Here is an 18,526-nt window from a genome sequence, read left to right on the forward strand (position 1 = left end):
TCTGGTCCGTTTACCCGTTGATGAGACTCTCCTACACTCTCGCCTCCAAATTTGCGCTTCAGGCGTTCTGGCGGGAACCTCGCCCTGCCTACGCCATACCCCCCGTAGCAAGGTGGACGGATGTCCGACACGCGCGCGGCGATGAGAGAGTTTCGCTTCCTCGATGAGAAGCGAAAGATGGGGAGCCTGTCCCCCGCAGAGGAGGCTCGCTGGAACGAGCTGCGTGGACTCCTGGGAGTCCAGGACGCGCCGTACCAGGAGCCACCTGCGGCCGAGGCCTACCCTCAGCAACCCCAGGGCTATTACGGCGCGGATGGCCAGTGGTACGCCTACCCCGCCGGTTATGCCCAGCCACAGCAGCCCCAGGGCTACTACGGCGCGGATGGCCAGTGGTACGCCGCTCCGGCCCCCTACCCGCCGCAGCCTCAGGGCTACTACGGCGCGGATGGCCAGTGGTACGCCTACCCCGCTGGCTATCCGCAGCAGGGCTATGACCCGAACCAGGGCTATGCCCAGGGCTACCCCGCCGCTCAGGGCTACGATCCCAACCAGGCCCAGGGCTACGGCGGCTATCCTCCCGCTCCCGCCTACGATCCCAACCAGGGCTACCCCGCCGCGCAGGGCTACGATCCCAACCAGGCCCAGGGCTACGGCGGCTATCCCCCCGCTCCTGCCTACGACCCCAATCAGGCCCAGGGCTACGGCGGCTATCCTCCCGCTCCCGCCTACGATCCCAATCAGGGCTATGACCCGAACCAGGGCTATGGCGCCCAGGGCTACGCGGATCCCAACTATGCCGCTCAGGGCTATGCGGCCCAGGGCTACGCGACGCAGGCCCAGCAGCCGTACCCGGCGGATCCCAACCAGGGCTACGCCGCAGGTTACGCACAGCCCTACTACCCGGAGCAGGCTCCGGCGCAGACGGACTGGCAGTCCACTCCCGATGCGTCCTCCTACGAGCAGCCGGCTCCCGCGCCCACGCAGGAGCTGGCTCCATCCGCTGCGGAAGAGGTGGACTTCGGCTCGCTGAGCGGTCCTACCTCCTGGAACGCGCCCACCGAGGCCGCTCCCGAGCCCGTGCAGGCACTCTCCAGCGACGAGGCCGTGCCGCAGGCCGAGGCGGATGACTTCGTCGAGGTGTCCGCTGACGAAGTGGAGAGCGTGGAGGCGGAAGACGTCTCGGACGATGCCTCCTCGTTCGCGGATCTGAACGCTGCCCCCCAGGTCGCGCCTTCGCAGCCCGCCGCCGAGCCTGTCCCCGAAATCCAGGCCGCCATCGCCGAGCCTGCGACCCCCACGTTCGAGGCCGAGCCGGCCGCTGACAGCGAGCTGACCGAACTCTCGGCCGATGAAGTCGCCGAGCCCATCGAGCTGGAAGCAGACGACGTCTCGCTGATCGACGCCGAGGCGGAGCCCGAGCCCCAGGCTCCCGTGGCCGCGCAGCCCGCTCCCGAACTGGAGGCTCCGCAGCTCGAGCCGCAGCCTCTCGAGACTTCGCCCCTCGAGGAGCTGTCCCTGGACGACGTGCAGCCGGAGCCTCCGGTCTCCTCGTCGTTCCCGGCTCCCGAACCCGCGGCGGCCACGAGCGAGTCGCAGCTCATCGCCGAGCCCGCTCCGTCCGAGGGCGACAGCTGGAACTCCGCGCCGCTCGCGGTGGAGACGACGGCGATCGAGCCCTCCGAGCCGCAGCCAACGCTCGAGGCTCTGCCCGTCGAGGCCATCCCCGAGCCCGCGGAGGAGATCTCGCTCTCCTCGGCTGACATGCTCGAGGCGACGCCCGCTCCCGCGGCGCCCCAGCCCTCAGCCTTCGCCGAGCCCTCGGTGGAGGAGATGCCGTCGCCGGCCACGAGCGCCGACAGCACCCTGGTCCTCGAAGCCACGCCCGTGGAGGAGCCGCCCGCGCCTGCACAGGCTCCCGCCAGCTCCGAGCAGCCCACGCTCGAGGTCTCCGAGTTCGAGATGGAGATGGGCGCGGAAGTCTCTCCGCCGCCCGCGCCCGCGCCCGTGCCTGAGCAAGCCGCAGCGGCTCCCGCTGCGAGCATCCCGGAAGAGGCGCCCACCTTCGACGTGAGCGATCTCGGCGCCGAGGTCGAACCCACGCCCCCGGCTCCGTCCCTGGCCGAGACCCTGCAGCCGCCCTCGCTCGAGTTGCGGCCTGTGCAGGTCGGACCGGATCTCCAGGCGGACACCATCGAGCTCACCGAGGACTCCATCGAGACCTCGCAGCCCGCCGCCTCGCCCGAGCCCACGAGCGAGGCCGCCAGCGCCTCCTCTGCTGTGGCTGTCGACGACGTGGACCTCTCCGGTGATCCGGAGGAGGCCGTCCCGCTTGCGACCAATGCGGACCTCGTGCCGGACATGCCCGCCACGGGCAACGCGTGGGAATCAACGGACCGGTCCATCGAGCTGTCCTCCGAGCCCTCGCAGAGCACGGGCAGCGACGTCATCGAGCTCACGGAGTCGTCGATCGAAGCGCAGCCGGCGCAGTCCTCCGCCGCGTCGATCGATACCTGGAGCGCGGGAGAGGCTTCGCCCGAGTCGCCCGCCGCGCAGGACTGGGCCGGCTCCGATGCCAGCGCCCAGACGGCTCCCGCAGGCCAGGAGGCCGCAGGCACCACCACGGAAGGCACTGACTGGTCCACCGCCTCCGACAGCGGCCAGCCTGACTGGCTGGAGACGTCACGCTCCCCCGCTCCCGCGACGGATGTGGCCCCCGAATGGGGTGCTGCACCCGCCCCGGAGAACCCGTGGGCCGAGCCCGCATCGCCCTCGGAGTGGAGCGCCACACCCGAGGCGAACGCAACGCCCGAGTGGAGCGCAGCGCCCGCAGCCGACGCGTCCTCCGATTGGAGCGCCACCGCTCAGCCTGCCGTGACGCCCGAGTGGAGCGCCACTCCTGAGGCCCCTGCCGCCCCCGAGTGGAGCGCTACTCCCGAGGCTCAGCCCGCAGCGGAGTGGAGCGCTACTCCCGAGGCTCAGCCCGCAGCGGAGTGGAGCGCCACCCCCGAGCCGCAGCCCACAGCCGAGTGGAGCGCCACCCCCGAGGCTCAGCCCACGGCCGAGTGGAACGCTACGCCCGAGGCTCAGCCCACAGCCGAGTGGAGCGCTACTCCCGAGCCGCAGCCCGCAGCCGAGTGGAGCGCCACCCCCGAGGCTCAGCCCGCAGCCGAGTGGAGCGCTACTCCCGAGGCTCAGCCCACGGCCGAGTGGAGCGCTACTCCCGAGGCTCAGCCCACGGCCGAGTGGAGCCCGTCGGCTCAGGCTGAGCAACCGGTCCTCGAAGCCACCCCCGAGGATCAGGGACAGCCCTGGACGGCGCAGCCCGAGCCCGCAGCCCAGGCCGAGTGGTCCCCTGCTCCCGCCCAGGACACGGGCTGGCAGGCTCCGGAGCCCGCCGCCGAAACGCCCGACTGGGAAGCCACGCCCGTGGATCCCGTGGAGGAGTGGTCTCCGCAGCAGCACGCCCACGCCCCGCCAGCCCAGCATCCTCCTCAGCCGCCGAAGCAGCCCGAGCGCGCCGAGTGGGCCGAGCCCGAGCCCGAGTGGGCCAATGATCCGCCCTCGCGGGATCTGTTCGGAGCCACCTCCGAGATCGGCAAGCTCGCCTCCGAAGCAGAGAACGAGTACGCCCCGCGCGAGCAGTGGCCCGCAGGCCCCAGCCCGTTCGATGCGTCCATGGACAATATGGGCGCTGGTGCGCACTCCGCGCAGCAGCACCAGGCGGACCACTCGGCCTTCGGCAAGCCGATGCAGAACCTCTCCGCGTCGGAGCCGCGCCGCACTCGTGCTCCCAGCGCTCCGCCCCCGCCTCCCGTGGAGGTTGAAGCCGCTGGACCGAGCGTCGACGTCAGCTTCGATGACGCGCCTCCGGCCCCGCCTCCCGCCGAGGCCGCTGCCGAGCCGAGCATCGACGTCACCTTCGATGACGTGCCTCCCACTCCGCCCCCCGTGCCGAGCGCCAGCGAGGAGCTGCCCGTCATGGAGGTCGCCGAGATCGAGTTCACGGAGGAGGCTCCCGCACCGGCTCCTGCCGCGATCCCGATGCCTCCGCCCGCTCCGCGTGCGCCCGTGGCGATCCCGATGCCTCCGCCCGCCGCCGCCGTACCGATGCCTCCACCCGCGCCTCCGGCGGCCCGTCTGGCGTCATCCCCGGCCACTCACGCCGGGGCGGTGGTGGTGCCTCCCGCGCCGCCTCCCGCAGCCCGGGCTCCCGCCGCGGCCATCCCGCTCCCCTCCCCGGCGAGTGCGCGTCCGGCTCCGAGCGTGCAGGCGATGAACTCCGCGGTGGCGCTGCCTCCGCCCGCGCCGCCAGTGGCCGCCCCCCCGCCTGCTCCGCCTCGTGCCCCCGCCGCGGCGAAGGCACCGGTGGTCATGCCTCCTCCGGCGCCTCGCGCGGCCCAGTCCGAGGCCGCGATCGCCATCGAGGAAGCGCCGCTCTTCGAGCCCAAGGGCGCTCCGCTGGCGCCCTCGGATGCCGGCCCGCGCTCCTGCTTCGTGGAGGGCGAGCACCGCGTCATCATCCACACCATCGAAGGCCAGGTGAAGCGCGGCATCATCCGCGACGTGGATCTGCTCGACGAGGCCATCGCGCTGGAGCAGCAGACGGGCTTCACGCCGGAGCGCATCCCCGGCAAGCGCGTGAAGGCCATCTTCTTCATGCTCCCGGCCGGCGCGCGGCTGCCGCAGGCCTCGGGACAGAAGATCCGCGTCACCTTCAATGATGGCCGCCAGGTCGCGGGCTTCTCGCAGGACTTCAAGGAAGGCGGCCAGGGCTTCTTCCTCATCCCGGCCGACAACCGCACCAACACCGCGCGCATCTTCGTCTACCGCTCCAGCGTCCAGGCCGTCGCCGAGGGGTAGCCCGAAATGAAAAGAGGGGCCTCGTTCACCGAGGCCCCTCGCGAAGTCCGCTCGTAAGAGCGGTCCGGCGTTACTTGGTCTTGGCCGGCGCGGGAGCCGCGGCCTTCTTGATGAGGCTGAGGTCCAGCACCACGGAGACCTCATCGCCCACCAGCACGCCACCCGTCTCCAGGGTCTTGTTCCAGTTCAGGCCGAAGTCCTTGCGGTTGAGCTTGGTGCTCGCGGTGACGCCCGAGCGGGTGTTGCCCCAGGGATCCTTCACCTCCGAGGTCGGACCGGTGACATCGAGCGCCACCTCCTTGGTCACGCCGTGGAGGGTGAGATCGCCCGTCACCTTGAGCTTGCCCTCGCCGGCCTTCTCCACCTTCTTCGACTTGAAGGTGATGGACGGGAACTTCTCCACGTCGAAGAAGTCCGGGCTCTTCAGGTGGGCATCGCGCTTGGGCTCGCGCGTGTCGATGGTGCTCGCGTCGATGGTGGCGGTGACGGTGGACTTGGTGATGTCCTTGTCATCCACGTTGATCGTGGCCTCGGTCTTGCCGAACGCGCCCGTCACGTTCGTGATCATCATGTGCTTCACGGTGAAGGTGGAGGTCGAGTGAGCGGGATCCGCATCCCAGGTGCTCGCCAGCGCGAGCGAGGGAAGGGCCAGGGCAGCAACGGCAACGGCGGACTTGAACAGAGTCTTCATGTGTCTCTCCAAAGGCGGGCTCGAGTTCCCAGCGCGTCAGTGCGCGGGGAGTAGAACGGCCGACGCACACTACAGCAACAGCCGCGCCATCCTCCTCGAACCTTGCAAGTGCGTGAAATAACAGCCCCCCCTGCAGGGAGGAGTGCGCGGGGGCTCTCAAATTGATAGGAAACCGCATCGTTCTGGAAGGAGCTGAGACGTGGCGGGGCGACTGGAGCTGGACCTTCGGGAGTTGCTGACCTTCGAGCCGGGAGGCGGCCTCATCCACTTCGCGGGCCAGCGGGCACTGCTGATGGACGCGGTGGCGTTGGGGCTGCTGCGCAAGGAGCTGATGGGGACGGTGGGGATGACGGCGGCGCGAGGCATCCTGACGCGTCTGGGCTACGCGCACGGCTGGCGGACGGCCGAGGCGATGAAGACGGCCTTCCCCTGGCCGGACGAGGCGGCGTGGAGGCGAGCTGGAGGCCGGCTGCACACCCTGCAGGGCCAGGTGGTGTTCGAGCCGATGGAGCGCCGGCCCGAGGACGGCCCGCCCCCATTCGCCGAGGCGCAGTGGCGAGAGTCCTACGAGGCGGAGCAGCACCTGCTGCACCTGGGCCGGGCGGATCAGCCCGTGTGCTGGAGCCTGACGGGGTTCGCCAGCGGGTACATGAGCTACTGCCACGGCAAGCAGATCTACTGCCTGGAGACACGGTGCGTGGGGAAGGGAGACGCGGTCTGCCAGATCGTCGGCAAGCCGGCCGAGGAGTGGGGCCCGGACTGCGTGGAGGCGCTGCGCTTCTTCGAGACGCAGTGCATGGAGGGGACGCTGGGGCAGGTGGCGGAAGCGCTGAAGCAGGCGGAGCAGAAGCTGCGGCAGAAGCGGCGGACGCTGGCGCGGGTGACGGGGCAGGCGGACGATCCCTCAGGCATGGTGGCGCGCACGGAGGAGATGAAGCGGGTGCTGGGGCTGGCGCGCCGGGCGGCGAAGGTGGACTCCACGGTGCTCATCACCGGTGAGAGCGGTGTGGGCAAGGAGCGCATCGCGCGTTTGATCCACGACGAGTCCGGCCGGGCGAACAAGGCCTTCGTGGCCGTCAACTGCGCGGCGGTGACGGAGAGCCTGCTGGAGAGCGAGCTGTTCGGCCATGCGAAGGGGGCCTTCACGGGCGCCACGCATGATCGGCCGGGCCTGTTCGAGGCGGCCAGCGGCGGCACCCTCTTCCTGGACGAGGTGGGCGAGGTGCCTCCGGCGATGCAGGCCAAGCTGCTGCGCGCGCTGCAGGAGAAGGAAGTGCGGCGCGTGGGAGAGAACCAGAGCCGCAAGGTGGACGTGCGGGTGGTGGCGGCCACCAACCGGCACCTGCTCGAAGAGGTGAACGGTGGGCGCTTCCGGCAGGACCTGTACTACCGGCTGCGCGTCATCGAGCTGAGGGTGCCTCCGCTGCGAGAGCGGCGCGACGACATCCTCCCGCTGGCTCGGCTGCTCCTGGTGGACGCGACGGAGCGACTGGGGCGGAGGGTGATGTCCTTCGCTCCGGAGGCAGCGGACCAGCTCCTGCGCTACGCGTGGCCCGGGAACGTGCGCGAGCTGGGCAACGCCATCGAACGAGCGGTGGCGCTATGCGAGGGCACCCGCGTGGAGCGGGATGACCTGCCCGAGGAGGTCCGCGCGGCGCCCCCCAGCTTCCTGCCTGGGAGCACGCCCCAGCGGCTGGAGGACATGGAGCGCGAGTACATCCTCGCGGTGCTGGCGCGCAACGGAGGCAACCGCTCACGTACAGCCGAGCAGCTCGACATCGGGCTTGCGACGCTCTACCGCAAGCTCAAGCAGTACGGGCACCCGGAGGCCCCCAACTGATCGATCAGTTGAGGTACCGGTCGTCCGGGCGATCCGACGAGATGACGTGCAGGTTGCGCGAGCGATTGCGCAACTGACGCTGCAGGCGCCAGTGGTTGAAGTGCAGCCACAGCCCTCGCGGGCTCCCGCCCTTCACGTAGCCCAAGGCGAGCAACAGGCCGAAGATCTCCGGCAGGTGGCCCAACACGCCTACCAGGATGCCACCAGGCGAGGTGAGGATTCCCAGGACCACGAAGCCCGCGCCAATGCCCGCGAAGGCATTGCCCGACAACGGAATGCCCCAGAAGTTCGTCTGCCCCCGCCCAATCACCAAGCCGTATGCCACCCAGAGGATGGACGCCATCACCGTACCGCCCGTGTAGCCCCCGGCATTCACCCCGAGCAGGAACATCACCACCGTGGTGAGGAAGCCGGCCACCACCGTGCATCCCAGCGCCAGCATCACCATCCGCTTGGGCCCCCACACCCCCTCGAGCCACCCACCGATGTTCCAGATGATGAGCGCGCCGAAGATGATGCCCAGCGGGCTCACCTCCACGAAGGCGTAGGTGAAGGGCTGCCAGAGCACCCCTCCCGGCAGCACGGGCGACAACAACAGCAAGCCGCCGAGCGCGTTGCGCGTCAGCAGGTACAGCACCGAGCCCACCACCAGCCCGAGCGCCAGCTTCGCCGCCGTGGACTCCAGGCCAGGGATCCCCAGCCCCCCTCCTCCCCCGCCTCCAAATCTGCGCACCGGTCGCATCCGCACTCCTCCGAGCTCGAAAGCCGAGCCGTCCAAAGGTGGTGAAAGGCTCGCTGCTTCGCAACCACTTCGTCAGCCAGTCATCGCCCCAAATGGTGAAGGGCGCCCATCCCCTGTCCAGGGAGAGCGCCCTTCAAACGTCGCCTGCCCATCAAACGGGCGGCGTTCAGCTCTTGAACTTGTAGAACAACGTGATGGTCAGACAGTGGAACTCCTTGTCCGAGGACTGCGTCACCACCTTGTCCACCACCTCCACGTTGGGATTCTCCTTGAGCCACTTGGTGATGTTCTCGCCCATGTTCTCGCGATCACGCGCGAGTGTGGTGGAGAACACCTTGACTCCCGTGAAGTTGATAACGGCCATTCCGACCCTCGTTTAAAACCAGCGATTCCGCAGGTTTAACCCGAGTCGCCGCCCCCAGCAAGAAAGGGCGTGGATTTTCCGGGCACGGCCCCCCTCCGGGGCTCCCTTCTGGACAGGATCGCCGGCCCCGAGAAGGCCCGGCCTCAGCGGATCGCGGCGGCCGCCCGGCGCTGCTGGCAGGAGACCTCGTCCTTGCACGAGGGCCCGATGCCATCCGGGTGTGGGCCCAGAGGAGTCTTGTCGCTCTCCTCCACGCCACACACCACACACTTGCGCTTGCGGTTGCGCCGCTCCGCCCGGCGCTGCTCGGCGATCGCCTTGGCCCGCTCGCGAGCTGTCTTCGCATCCACCTCGTTGCTCATCTCAAATCCCAATTGGAAGTCTGTTGCTCAGAGCGCCTCGACCAGCACCGCGATTCCCTGGCCGCCGCCGATGCACGCCGAACCGATACCATAGCGAGCCCCCCGGCGCTTCAGTTCGTAGACGAGCGTCATCGTGAGCCGGGCCCCCGAGGCGCCCAGCGGGTGACCCACCGCGATGGCTCCGCCGTTGACGTTCGTCCGGTCACGTGGCAACCCCAGCTCCTTCTCCACCGCCAGGTACTGGGGCGCGAAGGCCTCGTTCACCTCGAAGAGCTCCACGTCACCCAGCTTGCACTCGGCGCGCTCCAGCAGCCGACGGATGGCCGGCGCGGGGCCAATGCCCATGATCTTCGGATCACACCCGGAGATGCCCCAGTTGACGAGCCGCGCCATCGGCTTCAGCCCCTGCTTCTCCACGAAGGAGCGGGTGGCCATCACCATGGAGCCGGCGCCGTCACAGATGCCGCTGGCGGCGCCCGCGTGCACCACGCCGTCCTTCTTGAAGACCTTGGGCAGTTTGCGCAGACCCTCCACGGTGGTGTCCGGACGGTTGTGCTCGTCCTTGGCGAACACCGTCTCGCCCTTCTTGCCCTTGAGGGTGACAGGGGCAATCTCGTCCTGGAGACGGCCGGCCTCCTGGGCCGCGGCGAAGCGCTTCTGCGTGAGCACGGCGTACTCGTCCACCGCGTCCTGCGAGAGCTGATAGTCCACCGCGAGCTGCTCGGCCGTGAGCGCCATGGCCTGACCGGTGTAGCTGTCCGTGAGCGCCGTCCACAACATGTCCTCGAGGCCACCCTTGCCCAGCGGCAGGCCCCAACGCGCGCCGCGGATGACGTGGGGCGCCTGGCTCATGGACTCGGTGCCACCGGCCAGCACGCACGAGGCCTGCTCGGTGAGCAGCATCTCCGCGGCGTTGACGAAGGCCTGGAAGCCCGAGCCGCACAGCCGGTTCACACCCAGCGCGGGAACCGGCACCGGCACGCCCGTGCGCAGCCCCACGTGGCGCGGCAGGTAGATGGCGTCCGAGCTCGTCTGGACGACGTTGCCGTACACCACGTGCTGGATCTGCTCCGGGGACACCTTCGCCTGGGCGAGGGCCGCCTTGGCGGACTCGACGGCCAGGTCCGTGGCGCTCAGGTCCTTGAGGCTGCCCCCATAGGTACCGAACGGGGTGCGCTTGCCGGATAGGAAATAGATCTCTTCGCTCTTCGAAACGCTCTTCATGGGAAATGCGGCTCCAGGACCAGGAACCCAGGCTCCTTAACGTGACCCCGGCTCTGCTTCAACGGGCACGCCCCCCCAGAAACGCACTGGCTACCAGGGCAAGCGCCGCCACCGTCCACAGCAAACCCGTCAGGTTCTGTTTGCGGATCTCCTTCTGCCCGAGCCCTCGGTACCATGAACGCCCGGCCTCCACGCGTCCTTCCCACGTGAAGTCCCCCATGGGGCTCAAACCTTCCAGGCGCCGCAGGTGGGCCCGGAAGAGGCGCTCGGGAGAGGCGTCCGGCAGCCCCCCCGAACGGTAGCGCCCGGGAATGTCGAGCCCTGGACGCCGATAGCCGGCGGTGATGACGAAGCCCTCGGGAGCCAGGGGGGTGAGGAAGTAGAGACGCGGGGAGGCGTCCGGCCCCCGGTGGAGCGTGGCGAAGACGCGCTCGGCCGGATGCGCGTAGTCATAAGAAAGACTGGTGCGGCGCAGGGGCGGCTTCTCCTCGTGACTGCCGAGCGGGATGAAGCCCAGGGCCTGAAGCTGTTGCGCCACCGGCTCGAAGTCCTCAGGCAGGTTCATCTGGTCGCCCGGGGCATCAGGCTCGACGCGGACGCGAGCGGGGAAGAGATAGAGGATGGCGCGCCAGAAGTTGAGCACCAGGAGCATCACCGCGAGCGCCAGGCCCGTCAGCGCGGTGGCCAGGTGCACGAGGACGTTCATGGGCGGGCTCCGCGAGTCGAGGCCATCCTTGCACCGTAGCGACGGGGCTGGCCCCCGTCCACGGTCCACTGGCTCCCAGGGCGCGAGTCCATGTATGACCCGTCGCGCCACGACATGTTCCATGAACGCCCTTTCCGAGTCTCCTCCTCACGGGAGCCCCCTCCCGTGACGGGGCATCCCCCACCCGTGGAGCCGCCCGTGGTGCGCAAGGGCGAGCTCGAGTTCTGCGCCACGCCTCTGGAGCTGGAGGTGCACGTGTGGGACTACCACGCGGATCCGGTCCACCTGTCCTCGGAGGATCTCGACGTGCTGGGCCTCATCGCCACCGAGCAGCGCCCGCTGCTGGGCACGAGCCTGGTGGCGCCCTGGCGCCGGGCGCTGCGAGAAGGCCGGGCGAGAGACCTACCGCTGCCCCAGTTGAGCGACGAGGCCAACGCCCGGGCCCTGCACCTGGGAGGGCTGGCCCTGCTGCCCGTGGCGGAGGGAGTGGATGTGTACGTCGTCAGCTACCACGCCTCGCCCGTGCGGCTGGGAGTGGATCACCTGACGCGGCTCGGCCTGCGGTACCGGGACGCCTGAGGCCCGCGCGGGCTACGCCGTGGTGCGCAGCCCGAGCTTCTGGACCACCTGCTCGCGCAGGATGGCGACGCGGGAGATCCAGTAGACAGCACGCGCCGAGTTGAAGAAGCGCTCGGCCGCCTCCAGCTCCCGGGACGCATCCATGGGCGAGCGTGACATCCACAGCTCGGCCATGCCCAGGTGCACCAGCCCCTGCTGCAGCACGTTGCGAGACTCCCCCGCCAGCACGAGCGCCCGCGTCAGGTGGGCCATGCCCTCGTCCACGGGCAGCAGCGGCGCCAGCGCCCGGCGGGCGAGGATCTCGTCGAAGGGGTTCTCCATCTCGGGCTCCAGCGCCCGAGCCAGGGCCTCTTCGGCGGCCTCGCGCGCGGCCTCCTCACACCCCTGGGCCCGCTCGAAGCGGGACTGGTAGACGCGCACCAGCGTCTCCATGCGGAACTCGCCCGAGTGGGACAGCGTCAGGGCCCGAGGCAGGGACTCGCGAGCCGCGGCCACGTCATTGGCGAGCACATCGCGGCAGGCCGAGTACGCCTGGACATAGAGCTGCAACCACCGGTCGCCCGGGAGCACCTTGGCCAGCGTCTGGCCCTTGGCGAGCACGGCCTCCAGCTGATCCAGCTCGCCGCGCTCCAGGTAGTAGGGCGGCGTGTAGATGGCGAGGTTGCGCTCGGGCAGGCGCGGGCTGCCGAGCCGGCGGATGAGCTCCTTCTTCTCGAGGAGCGTGGGGTTCAGCTCGGAGGCATCGCCGGTGAAGGAGGCGCGGACGATCTGCGTGAAGAGGTGGTAGACGCGGATGTCGGTGAAGCCGAAGGTCTCGGCCAGCTCGAAGCCATCGCGGGTGGCCTCGGCGTCGAGCGGCTCGCCGCGCAGGCCGCGGACCATGTTGAGGAAATAGCACCCCATGCCCAGCGCCCATGCGAGCCGGGGCGAGGGGCGCTCCACGGAGTCTCGGAAGGTGCGCAGCCGCTCCACCTGCTCGCGCTGGGCCTTGAGCACGCCCGCGAACAACCCGGTGTGCGAACTCAGCGCGGCCCGAGCGATGAGGGCGCCGGCCCGGTAGGGCGAGTCCACCGGGTGCTCGTTCTCCACGCGCTCCAGCAGCGCCTGGAAGTCCTCGGTGACGCCCATGATGGCCATGGCGATGCTCTGGAGGATCTGAAGCTCCGCCTTCTTCCAGAAGACATCCACGGGGGCCATGTCCGCGGAGATGGGAATCTCTCGGAAGACCTGGCGCAGCAGCCGGGCATGCTCGGGCTGGGGAGCAGTGCGCGCCGCATCGAGCTGCTCGAGCGCCTCGCGGCGGCCCGCCTCCAGATCGACGGTGTCCTCCCAGTACTGGAAGAGCTTCTCCGCGTAGGTGAGCGTGGTGGGAGGATCGCTCGTGTAGCCGACCTCGATGAGCGTGGCCCAGGTGCGGATCATCTGCCCGACGCGCTCGGGCGTGCGCTGCTCCAGCTCCAGCAGCTCGGCCGCCTCCTTGAGCAGGTGCGTGGCATCCAGCAGCGCCTGGGCTCCGATGGCGGCCTGCCCCGCGCGCATCAGCGGCTCGATGGCGCGCTGAGGCTGGGTGGAGCGGGCGAAGTGATAGCCCACCATCCGGTCCATGTGCGGGTTGTCGTGCCGGAACGACTGGAGCACCTCGGCGACGCGGCCATGGTAGGCCTTCCGCATCAGCTCCGGCGTGCTGTCGTAGATGGCCTGATAGACGGTGTCGTGGGTGAAGACGTAGCGGCCCTCGATGAGCTGGAGGAACTGCCGCGCGACGAGATCATCCAGCGCCTGGAACAGATCCACCTCGATCATGCCCGCCAGGGCACGCACCATGGGCAGATCCAGGCTGCGCCCCGCGGGAGCCAGCCGCCGCAGCAGCGCCACGCGATCCGGAGGCGCCGCGGCCACCCGCTCGAGGACGGCCTGCTCGATGGTCGTCGGCAGCTTGCGCGTGGCCAGATCGCTGGTGGCCATCCACCGGCCACCCAGGCGCCGCAGCGCCCCCTCCTCCACCAGGGCGCGCAGACACTCGGTGGCGAAGAAGGCATTGCCCGCGGTGGTGGCGTGCAGCCGCGTGACGAAGTCCGGAGGCACCTGCAGCCCGGGGAGTGCCAACTGCACCAGCGTCTCCACGTGCCGGGACGTGAGCGGGGCCAGATCCAGCCGCCAGGTGAGGCCCTCCTCCACCGTCTGGAAGGCGATGCTGAGCCGGCTCAGCGCATCCGAGCGATAGGAGCCCACCACCATGCCGCGGGTGTGGTGCAGCGCGCGGATGATGACGTTGAGCACCTCGAGCGTGGCCGAGTCCGCCCACTGGAGATCCTCGAAACAGAGGACGAAGAGGTGGTTCTGCGCGACGGACTGCACCCACTCGGTGAGCGCGCTGAAGATGGCGATCTGCTCCGCGCCGGCATCCTTGAAGGCAGGCGTCGGGCCGGTGGCGAGCGAGGGAACGATCCGGCCGAGCAAGGGCCCGAGGCGCTCGAGCAACTCCGAGGACGTGAGCGGGACGAGACCGCGCAGGGCCTGGGTGAGCGGGGCCAGAGGCGCCAGTCCCTCGGCGCGGCACTGGCCCAGACAGAAGGTGATCTCCGACAGCTTGGCCCGGAGCTCGAACTCCTGGAGGAGCCGGGACTTGCCCACTCCGGCGGGAGCGCCCAGGAGCACGGCGCGAGACTGGCCCCAGTCCGCCTCCGCCAGCGAGTTCACGAGTTGCTCCAGCTCCGACTCGCGGCCCACCACCTGAGGCACGTGCAGGTAGCTGGCGCGCGCGGACAGCGGCTCCTCGGGCAGCGGCTCACCGCTGGCGCGGCAGAGCGCCTCCACCAACTCGCCCGCGTTCTGGTACCGGTCAATGGGATCCTTGGCCAGCAGCAGGAGGATGATCTCCTCCAGGGCCGGATCCACCGGGCAGATGGTGGCCGGCTTGGGCGGAGGCCGGGTGAGGTGATCGGCCAGGAGCGCGGCGGGGCTCTGGCGCTTGAAGGGCAGCCGGCGCGTGGCGAGGAAGTAGGCCATGACGCCCAGCGAGTACAGGTCGGCGCGCCCATCGATGTTGGCGCCGCGCTGCCATTCGGGAGCCATGTACTCCAGCGTGCCCTTGAGCTTGCCGGGGCTCGGCGTGCCCAGCTGGTGCATCACGCCGAAGTCCATCAGCTTGATGGTGCCGTCCTCCATGATGCGCACGTTGCTGGCCTTGATGTCGCAGTGGACATAGAGGCGCGCATGGATGAAGGCCAGCACCTGGGCCATCTGGATCAGGATGCGGTAGAGGGTGCGCGTGTCGACAGGCTGCTCGCGAGCCACCGAGCTCAGGTCCTGGCCACCCACCACCTCCATGGTGATGTAGCGGTTGCCGGCCTCGGTCATCCCGCAGTCGAAGACCTTGAGGGTGCCGGGGTGCTGCAGCTTCGTCATGGCGAAGAACTCGTGCCTGAACATCAGCACCAGCTCCTCCACCTTGGAGGGGCTCAAGCCCTCAGGGACCTGCATCTCCTTGAGCGCCACCTGACGCATCTCCTGGAGGTCCTCGGCCAGCCAGATGCGCCCCATGCCCCCTTCCCCGAGCACCCGTTCGATGCGGTAGCGCCCGCGCACCAGCGTGCCAGGGTCCAGCGACCGGCGATCCGTTGGCCGGGCGTGCGACATCGTGATGGGGGTGCCGGCAGGCTCCTCCAGCAGCGCAGTCGAGGGCCGGCTACGCTCGTCGAGGACTGAAGTCTTGTCTTCGTCGCTCATCGGGAGCCGAGGCGTAGGGCTGGTCACAGGGAGGCGGGCAGGGAGGAGAAATATCAGGTTTCCAGTGTATCCGACACCTTCTGATCAGGCGGCCTTTGCGGAGGCGGGCCTACCTGTTGCGTAGGATACCATCTTGGCGGGGGGAGATCGTCTTCGGGAGCACCTCCAAGGCCTTGAGCTTCCTTGAGTCTGGCGGGTGGGTGCAAGCTGCCCATCCGCCCTATCAGGTCAGACCCGCGCAGCGGGCGATCGCTCACAAGGTGGGGGGTCACCCGAAGAGGTATGGACTTCAGTGCGACATGTGTCGCCTCTTCCGACCTCGGACGCCTGCATGCGGGGATCAGAACCGCTGAACCCCCCCAAGTTCTTGAAGCCCCAGGCTCCCCCCGCTCGGTCAGCGAGCGGAGAGGCTCCAGCTTGGAAGCAGGCGACCTCGGTCGGAAGATGGGCAGAGTTGCGCCGTGCTCCCGGTCCTTTGCTCGAAGCGCTGGAAGAAATCCGCCTTGCTCTCCGGAGTGAAGCCCTCTCGCGGCAGCCCCGTTGCCTGAATGGCCTGCTCGATGGCCTCGGGCTCCCCCTCCACCTCCACGAGGACGTCCATCACCGGGTACTGCTCGAAGCGGACGATGGCTCCAGCACATGAGTAGATCCACACCTCCCGCTCGATCACCTGCGCCGGCACAAACCGGAGCCGAGCCAGGATCTCCGTCAAGATCTGCCCGTCCTCCACGAAGGTCGACAATTCCTCACGGACCTTGTAGCCGCGCTCCCGCGTCGCGTGGCCTTTCCAGGTGAGCTCCGTACGAGTCGTGCCCAAGCCCTGGAATGTGCGGATGCGCAGCTTCTCGCCCGGACCGAAGGCCGACGCTCCAGGGTCGTAGTACCGGTCCTCCATCAATCCACTGAAGAGCAACTGACCGCCCATGGCCTCGACCCTCTGCCGTCTGAGGAGAAGGTCGTCCACCACACTCTTGAGTTCCATCTCGCGCATGAGCCGTAGGGTGGGATGGGACCGTGAGAACAGGTCGAGCCGCGGATGAGACTTCTCTCAGCTGTGGCTCAACTCACAGTGCGAGCCATGAGCGCCAGATGAGAAGTCTCTCAGCTTGCGAGCCGCACAAGAGCTGCGTGCTAGTTCCTCGCGGTCCACTCCCCAGAGATGCCGATGCACCCTGCCATCATTGCGTTGCTCCTCGCCCTGAATAGCGCTGGCCCAGCGCAGGCAGGAGACACGCTGCGCCTGGAGACCGCTCTCGCGGAAGCAGCCGCGCGAGAACCTGGGCTCGCCGGAGCCCAGGCCCAGGCGGAGATCGCCCAGGCAGAGGTCGAGTCCGCTCGCACCCTGCCCCCGCTCACCGTGGCCGTGGGCGCGGGATGGAACGATCCCCATTGGTCCGTAGGGCTCGCACAGAAGCTCCCGGTTCCGGGAGCGCGTGCGGCCCGGGTCTCCGCCGCCGAGCAGGGAGGGCTCAGCGCGACACACGAACTGCACGCCCACCAGGCCCGAGCCCGCGCGGACGCACGGCGGGCCTACTTCTCGCTCGTTCGCGCGCGGCAGCTCGCCGCAGCGGGAGAACGGACACTCGAGCTGGCACGAGCGTCCGAGGAAGCAGCCCGGCTTCGCTTCGAGACGGGGGCTGGCCCGGAGATGGAGCTGGTGCAAGCGAGGCTGGCCCGCGCCTCCACCGAGGCGCAGGTGCTGGCCCTGCGGGGAGAGGTGGCCGCGACCTCCGCGGAGCTGGCCGTGCTCCTCGGCCGGGAACCGCACCGCCTGTTGGAGCCCACCGACATTGATGCGCCGCCCCTCCCCTCTCTGGAGCAGATTCTCACCCGGGCGGAGCAGGCACCTCAGGCGCTGGCGAGAGAGAGGGACATCGCGGCCGCGGAGGCCACGCTCCGGGCCGTGCGACGCGAGCGCTGGCCCTCCCCCACGGTTGGCATTGCCACGGAGGGAGAGGGCGCTCACGGCGCGAACGTATTCCTCCGAGGCTCCATCGACTTCGACGTGCAGGTGCCAGGATTCGGGCGAGGAGAGCTGGATCGAGCGGCGGCCGCGCTCCGGCTGGCCAAGGCTCAAGCCGAGGAGGAACACCAACGGCGGCGCATGGAGATCATCGCGGCGCACGAACGCCTCTCCTCGGCCCTGGCCGCGCTCCAGCGGTTCCCCCAGGAGATCCTCCCCTCCGTGGAGCTCCTGGAGCGCATGGCGATCGATGCCTACCGCGCGGGACGCACTCCCCTGTCCGCACTGAACGACGCTCGGCGCACGGCCACGGAGACCCGCAACCAGGCCGCCGAAGCGGCCTTCACGGCGCAGACGGCTTTCGCCGCGCTCGAACTCGCAGCGGGAGTGCCTCTTGATGAGAACTAGCTTCGCGCTCTGGCTCTGTCTTGCCGCCACCGCCTGCAAGCCCCCTCCTCCCGAGGAGAAGCCGCTCCCTCAGCCACGCGTGCGTGTCACCCAGGTGCGGTGGGGCCCGGCCGCTCGGGCGCTGCATGTGACAGGAGTGCTCGCTGCGCCCCCAGGTCATGACGTCAAGGTCGGCTCCCTGGTGCCCGGTCAGCTCACCCTGATCTCCGTCGCCGAGGGAGACCGGGTGCGCGCGGGTCAGGTGCTCGGGGAGGTGGAGACCGGGCCCGTGACCGATGAGCTCCAGCAGGCCGAGGCCACGGCGAAGGAGGCTGCCGCGGCGGCTCGGGCGGCCGAGGCCCGGCGCGCGAGGACGGAGCTCCTCGTGGAGCGCGGAGTCGCGGCGCGACAGGACGCAGAGCAGGATCGCAGCGCCGAGACTGCCGCGGTGGCGGCGGAGCAACGCGCCCGGTCCGCCGTAGAGCTCGCCCAACGCAAGGCCCGCCACGCCGAGCTCAAAGCGCCCTTCGATGGACTCGTGACGGCCGTCTTCTTCCGGCAGGGAGAGGCCGTGGACGGCAATGGGCAGCCAGTCGTCCAGGTCACTGCGACCGACCCGCTGGAGCTCAGGGCCTTCGTGACACAGGATGAGGCTGCCCGGCTCCGCGCCGGACAATCCGCCGCTGTCTCCGTGCAGGGGTTGCCCGAACCCCGCACCGCTCAGGTGGTCAGCGTCTCGCCTGCCGTCGATGCGCAGAATGGCAACGTGCTCGTCCGCATCCGCGTCCCCAATCCGGAGGGAGCGCTGCGGCTCAGCGGCGTCGCCCAGGCACGCATCGTCACCGGTGAGGAGAGCCCCGCGGCCCAGGTGCCCTCCTCAGCGCTCGTGCCCGCGGAGGATGGCGGCCTCGGGGTGGCGCTCGTCGAGGAAGACAAGGTCCACACCGTTCCCGTGACGGTGCTCTCCGAAGAGGCGGGTCAAGCCGTGGTGCAGGGAGAGCTCAAGGGCGGGGAGAGCGTCATCGTCGAGGGAGGCTACTCACTGCCGGAAGGGACCTCAGTGGAGGTAACGCGTTGAA

General features: G+C 69.4%; 13 protein-coding genes. 5 read left to right on the top strand and 8 right to left on the bottom strand.

What is annotated here, in order from left to right; genetic code table 11:
- Positions 1-120 precede the first annotated feature (120 nt).
- On the top strand, positions 121-4,860 hold the full coding sequence (locus KY501_RS16670) for a resistance to Congo red protein (protein WP_224364120.1): 4,740 nt from the start codon (positions 121-123) through the stop codon (positions 4,858-4,860).
- Between the two features lie 70 nt (positions 4,861-4,930).
- Here the strand turns inward: KY501_RS16670 and KY501_RS16675 are convergent, their stop codons facing one another.
- Positions 4,931-5,551, bottom strand: a complete 621-nt coding sequence (locus KY501_RS16675; RefSeq protein ID WP_224364121.1) for a YceI family protein — start codon at positions 5,549-5,551, stop codon at positions 4,931-4,933.
- A 199-nt stretch (positions 5,552-5,750) separates the two neighbouring features.
- Between KY501_RS16675 and KY501_RS16680 the strand changes: the two genes are divergently transcribed.
- The gene (locus KY501_RS16680; RefSeq protein WP_224364122.1) at positions 5,751-7,391 is read left to right on the top strand and encodes a sigma-54-dependent Fis family transcriptional regulator; all 1,641 of its coding nucleotides are present in this window, start codon (positions 5,751-5,753) and stop codon (positions 7,389-7,391) included.
- 4 nt (positions 7,392-7,395) lie between these two features.
- On the opposite strand, the gene KY501_RS16685 is transcribed toward KY501_RS16680, so the two are convergent.
- The 5 genes from KY501_RS16685 to KY501_RS16705 all read right to left on the bottom strand — a co-directional run bounded on the left by KY501_RS16685 (position 7,396) and on the right by KY501_RS16705 (position 10,789).
- Positions 7,396-8,133, bottom strand: coding sequence for a rhomboid family intramembrane serine protease (locus KY501_RS16685; protein WP_224364124.1), 738 nt, complete (start codon positions 8,131-8,133; stop codon positions 7,396-7,398).
- Between the two features lie 166 nt (positions 8,134-8,299).
- A complete protein-coding gene (locus KY501_RS16690; RefSeq protein ID WP_224364126.1) occupies positions 8,300-8,497 on the bottom strand; it encodes a hypothetical protein in 198 nt (65 codons plus the stop codon).
- A gap of 143 nt (positions 8,498-8,640) precedes the next feature.
- Positions 8,641-8,859, bottom strand: a complete 219-nt coding sequence (locus KY501_RS16695) for a hypothetical protein (RefSeq protein WP_224364128.1) — start codon at positions 8,857-8,859, stop codon at positions 8,641-8,643.
- A 27-nt stretch (positions 8,860-8,886) separates the two neighbouring features.
- Positions 8,887-10,083 carry an acetyl-CoA C-acetyltransferase gene (locus KY501_RS16700; RefSeq protein ID WP_224364130.1) on the bottom strand — a complete coding sequence of 399 codons (1,197 nt, stop codon included), beginning with the start codon at positions 10,081-10,083 and terminating at the stop codon, positions 8,887-8,889.
- 58 nt (positions 10,084-10,141) lie between these two features.
- Positions 10,142-10,789, bottom strand: coding sequence for a hypothetical protein (locus KY501_RS16705; RefSeq protein ID WP_224364132.1), 648 nt, complete (start codon positions 10,787-10,789; stop codon positions 10,142-10,144).
- Between the two features lie 165 nt (positions 10,790-10,954).
- Here KY501_RS16705 and KY501_RS16710 point away from each other — a divergent pair, with 165 nt between their 5' ends.
- Complete coding sequence (locus KY501_RS16710) at positions 10,955-11,368, top strand: hypothetical protein (protein WP_224364133.1); 414 nt, start codon at positions 10,955-10,957, stop codon at positions 11,366-11,368.
- A gap of 12 nt (positions 11,369-11,380) precedes the next feature.
- Here KY501_RS16710 and KY501_RS16715 read toward each other — a convergent pair whose 3' ends face one another.
- Positions 11,381-15,097, bottom strand: coding sequence for a serine/threonine-protein kinase (locus KY501_RS16715; RefSeq protein ID WP_224364135.1), 3,717 nt, complete (start codon positions 15,095-15,097; stop codon positions 11,381-11,383).
- Between the two features lie 394 nt (positions 15,098-15,491).
- A complete protein-coding gene (locus tag KY501_RS16720; RefSeq protein ID WP_224364137.1) occupies positions 15,492-16,088 on the bottom strand; it encodes a class IV adenylate cyclase in 597 nt (198 codons plus the stop codon).
- A gap of 174 nt (positions 16,089-16,262) precedes the next feature.
- On the opposite strand from KY501_RS16720, the gene KY501_RS16725 reads away from it, so the two are divergent.
- A complete protein-coding gene (locus KY501_RS16725) occupies positions 16,263-17,468 on the top strand; it encodes a TolC family protein (RefSeq protein WP_224364139.1) in 1,206 nt (401 codons plus the stop codon).
- Positions 17,458-18,525, top strand: coding sequence for an efflux RND transporter periplasmic adaptor subunit (locus KY501_RS16730; protein WP_224364140.1), 1,068 nt, complete (start codon positions 17,458-17,460; stop codon positions 18,523-18,525). Before KY501_RS16725 ends, KY501_RS16730 begins: the two co-directional genes overlap by 11 nt.
- Position 18,526 lies beyond the last annotated feature (1 nt).

Origin of the sequence: Hyalangium versicolor (assembly GCF_020103695.1) — a bacterium.
In the GTDB taxonomy this organism is placed as follows: Bacteria; Myxococcota; Myxococcia; order Myxococcales; family Myxococcaceae; genus Hyalangium; species Hyalangium versicolor.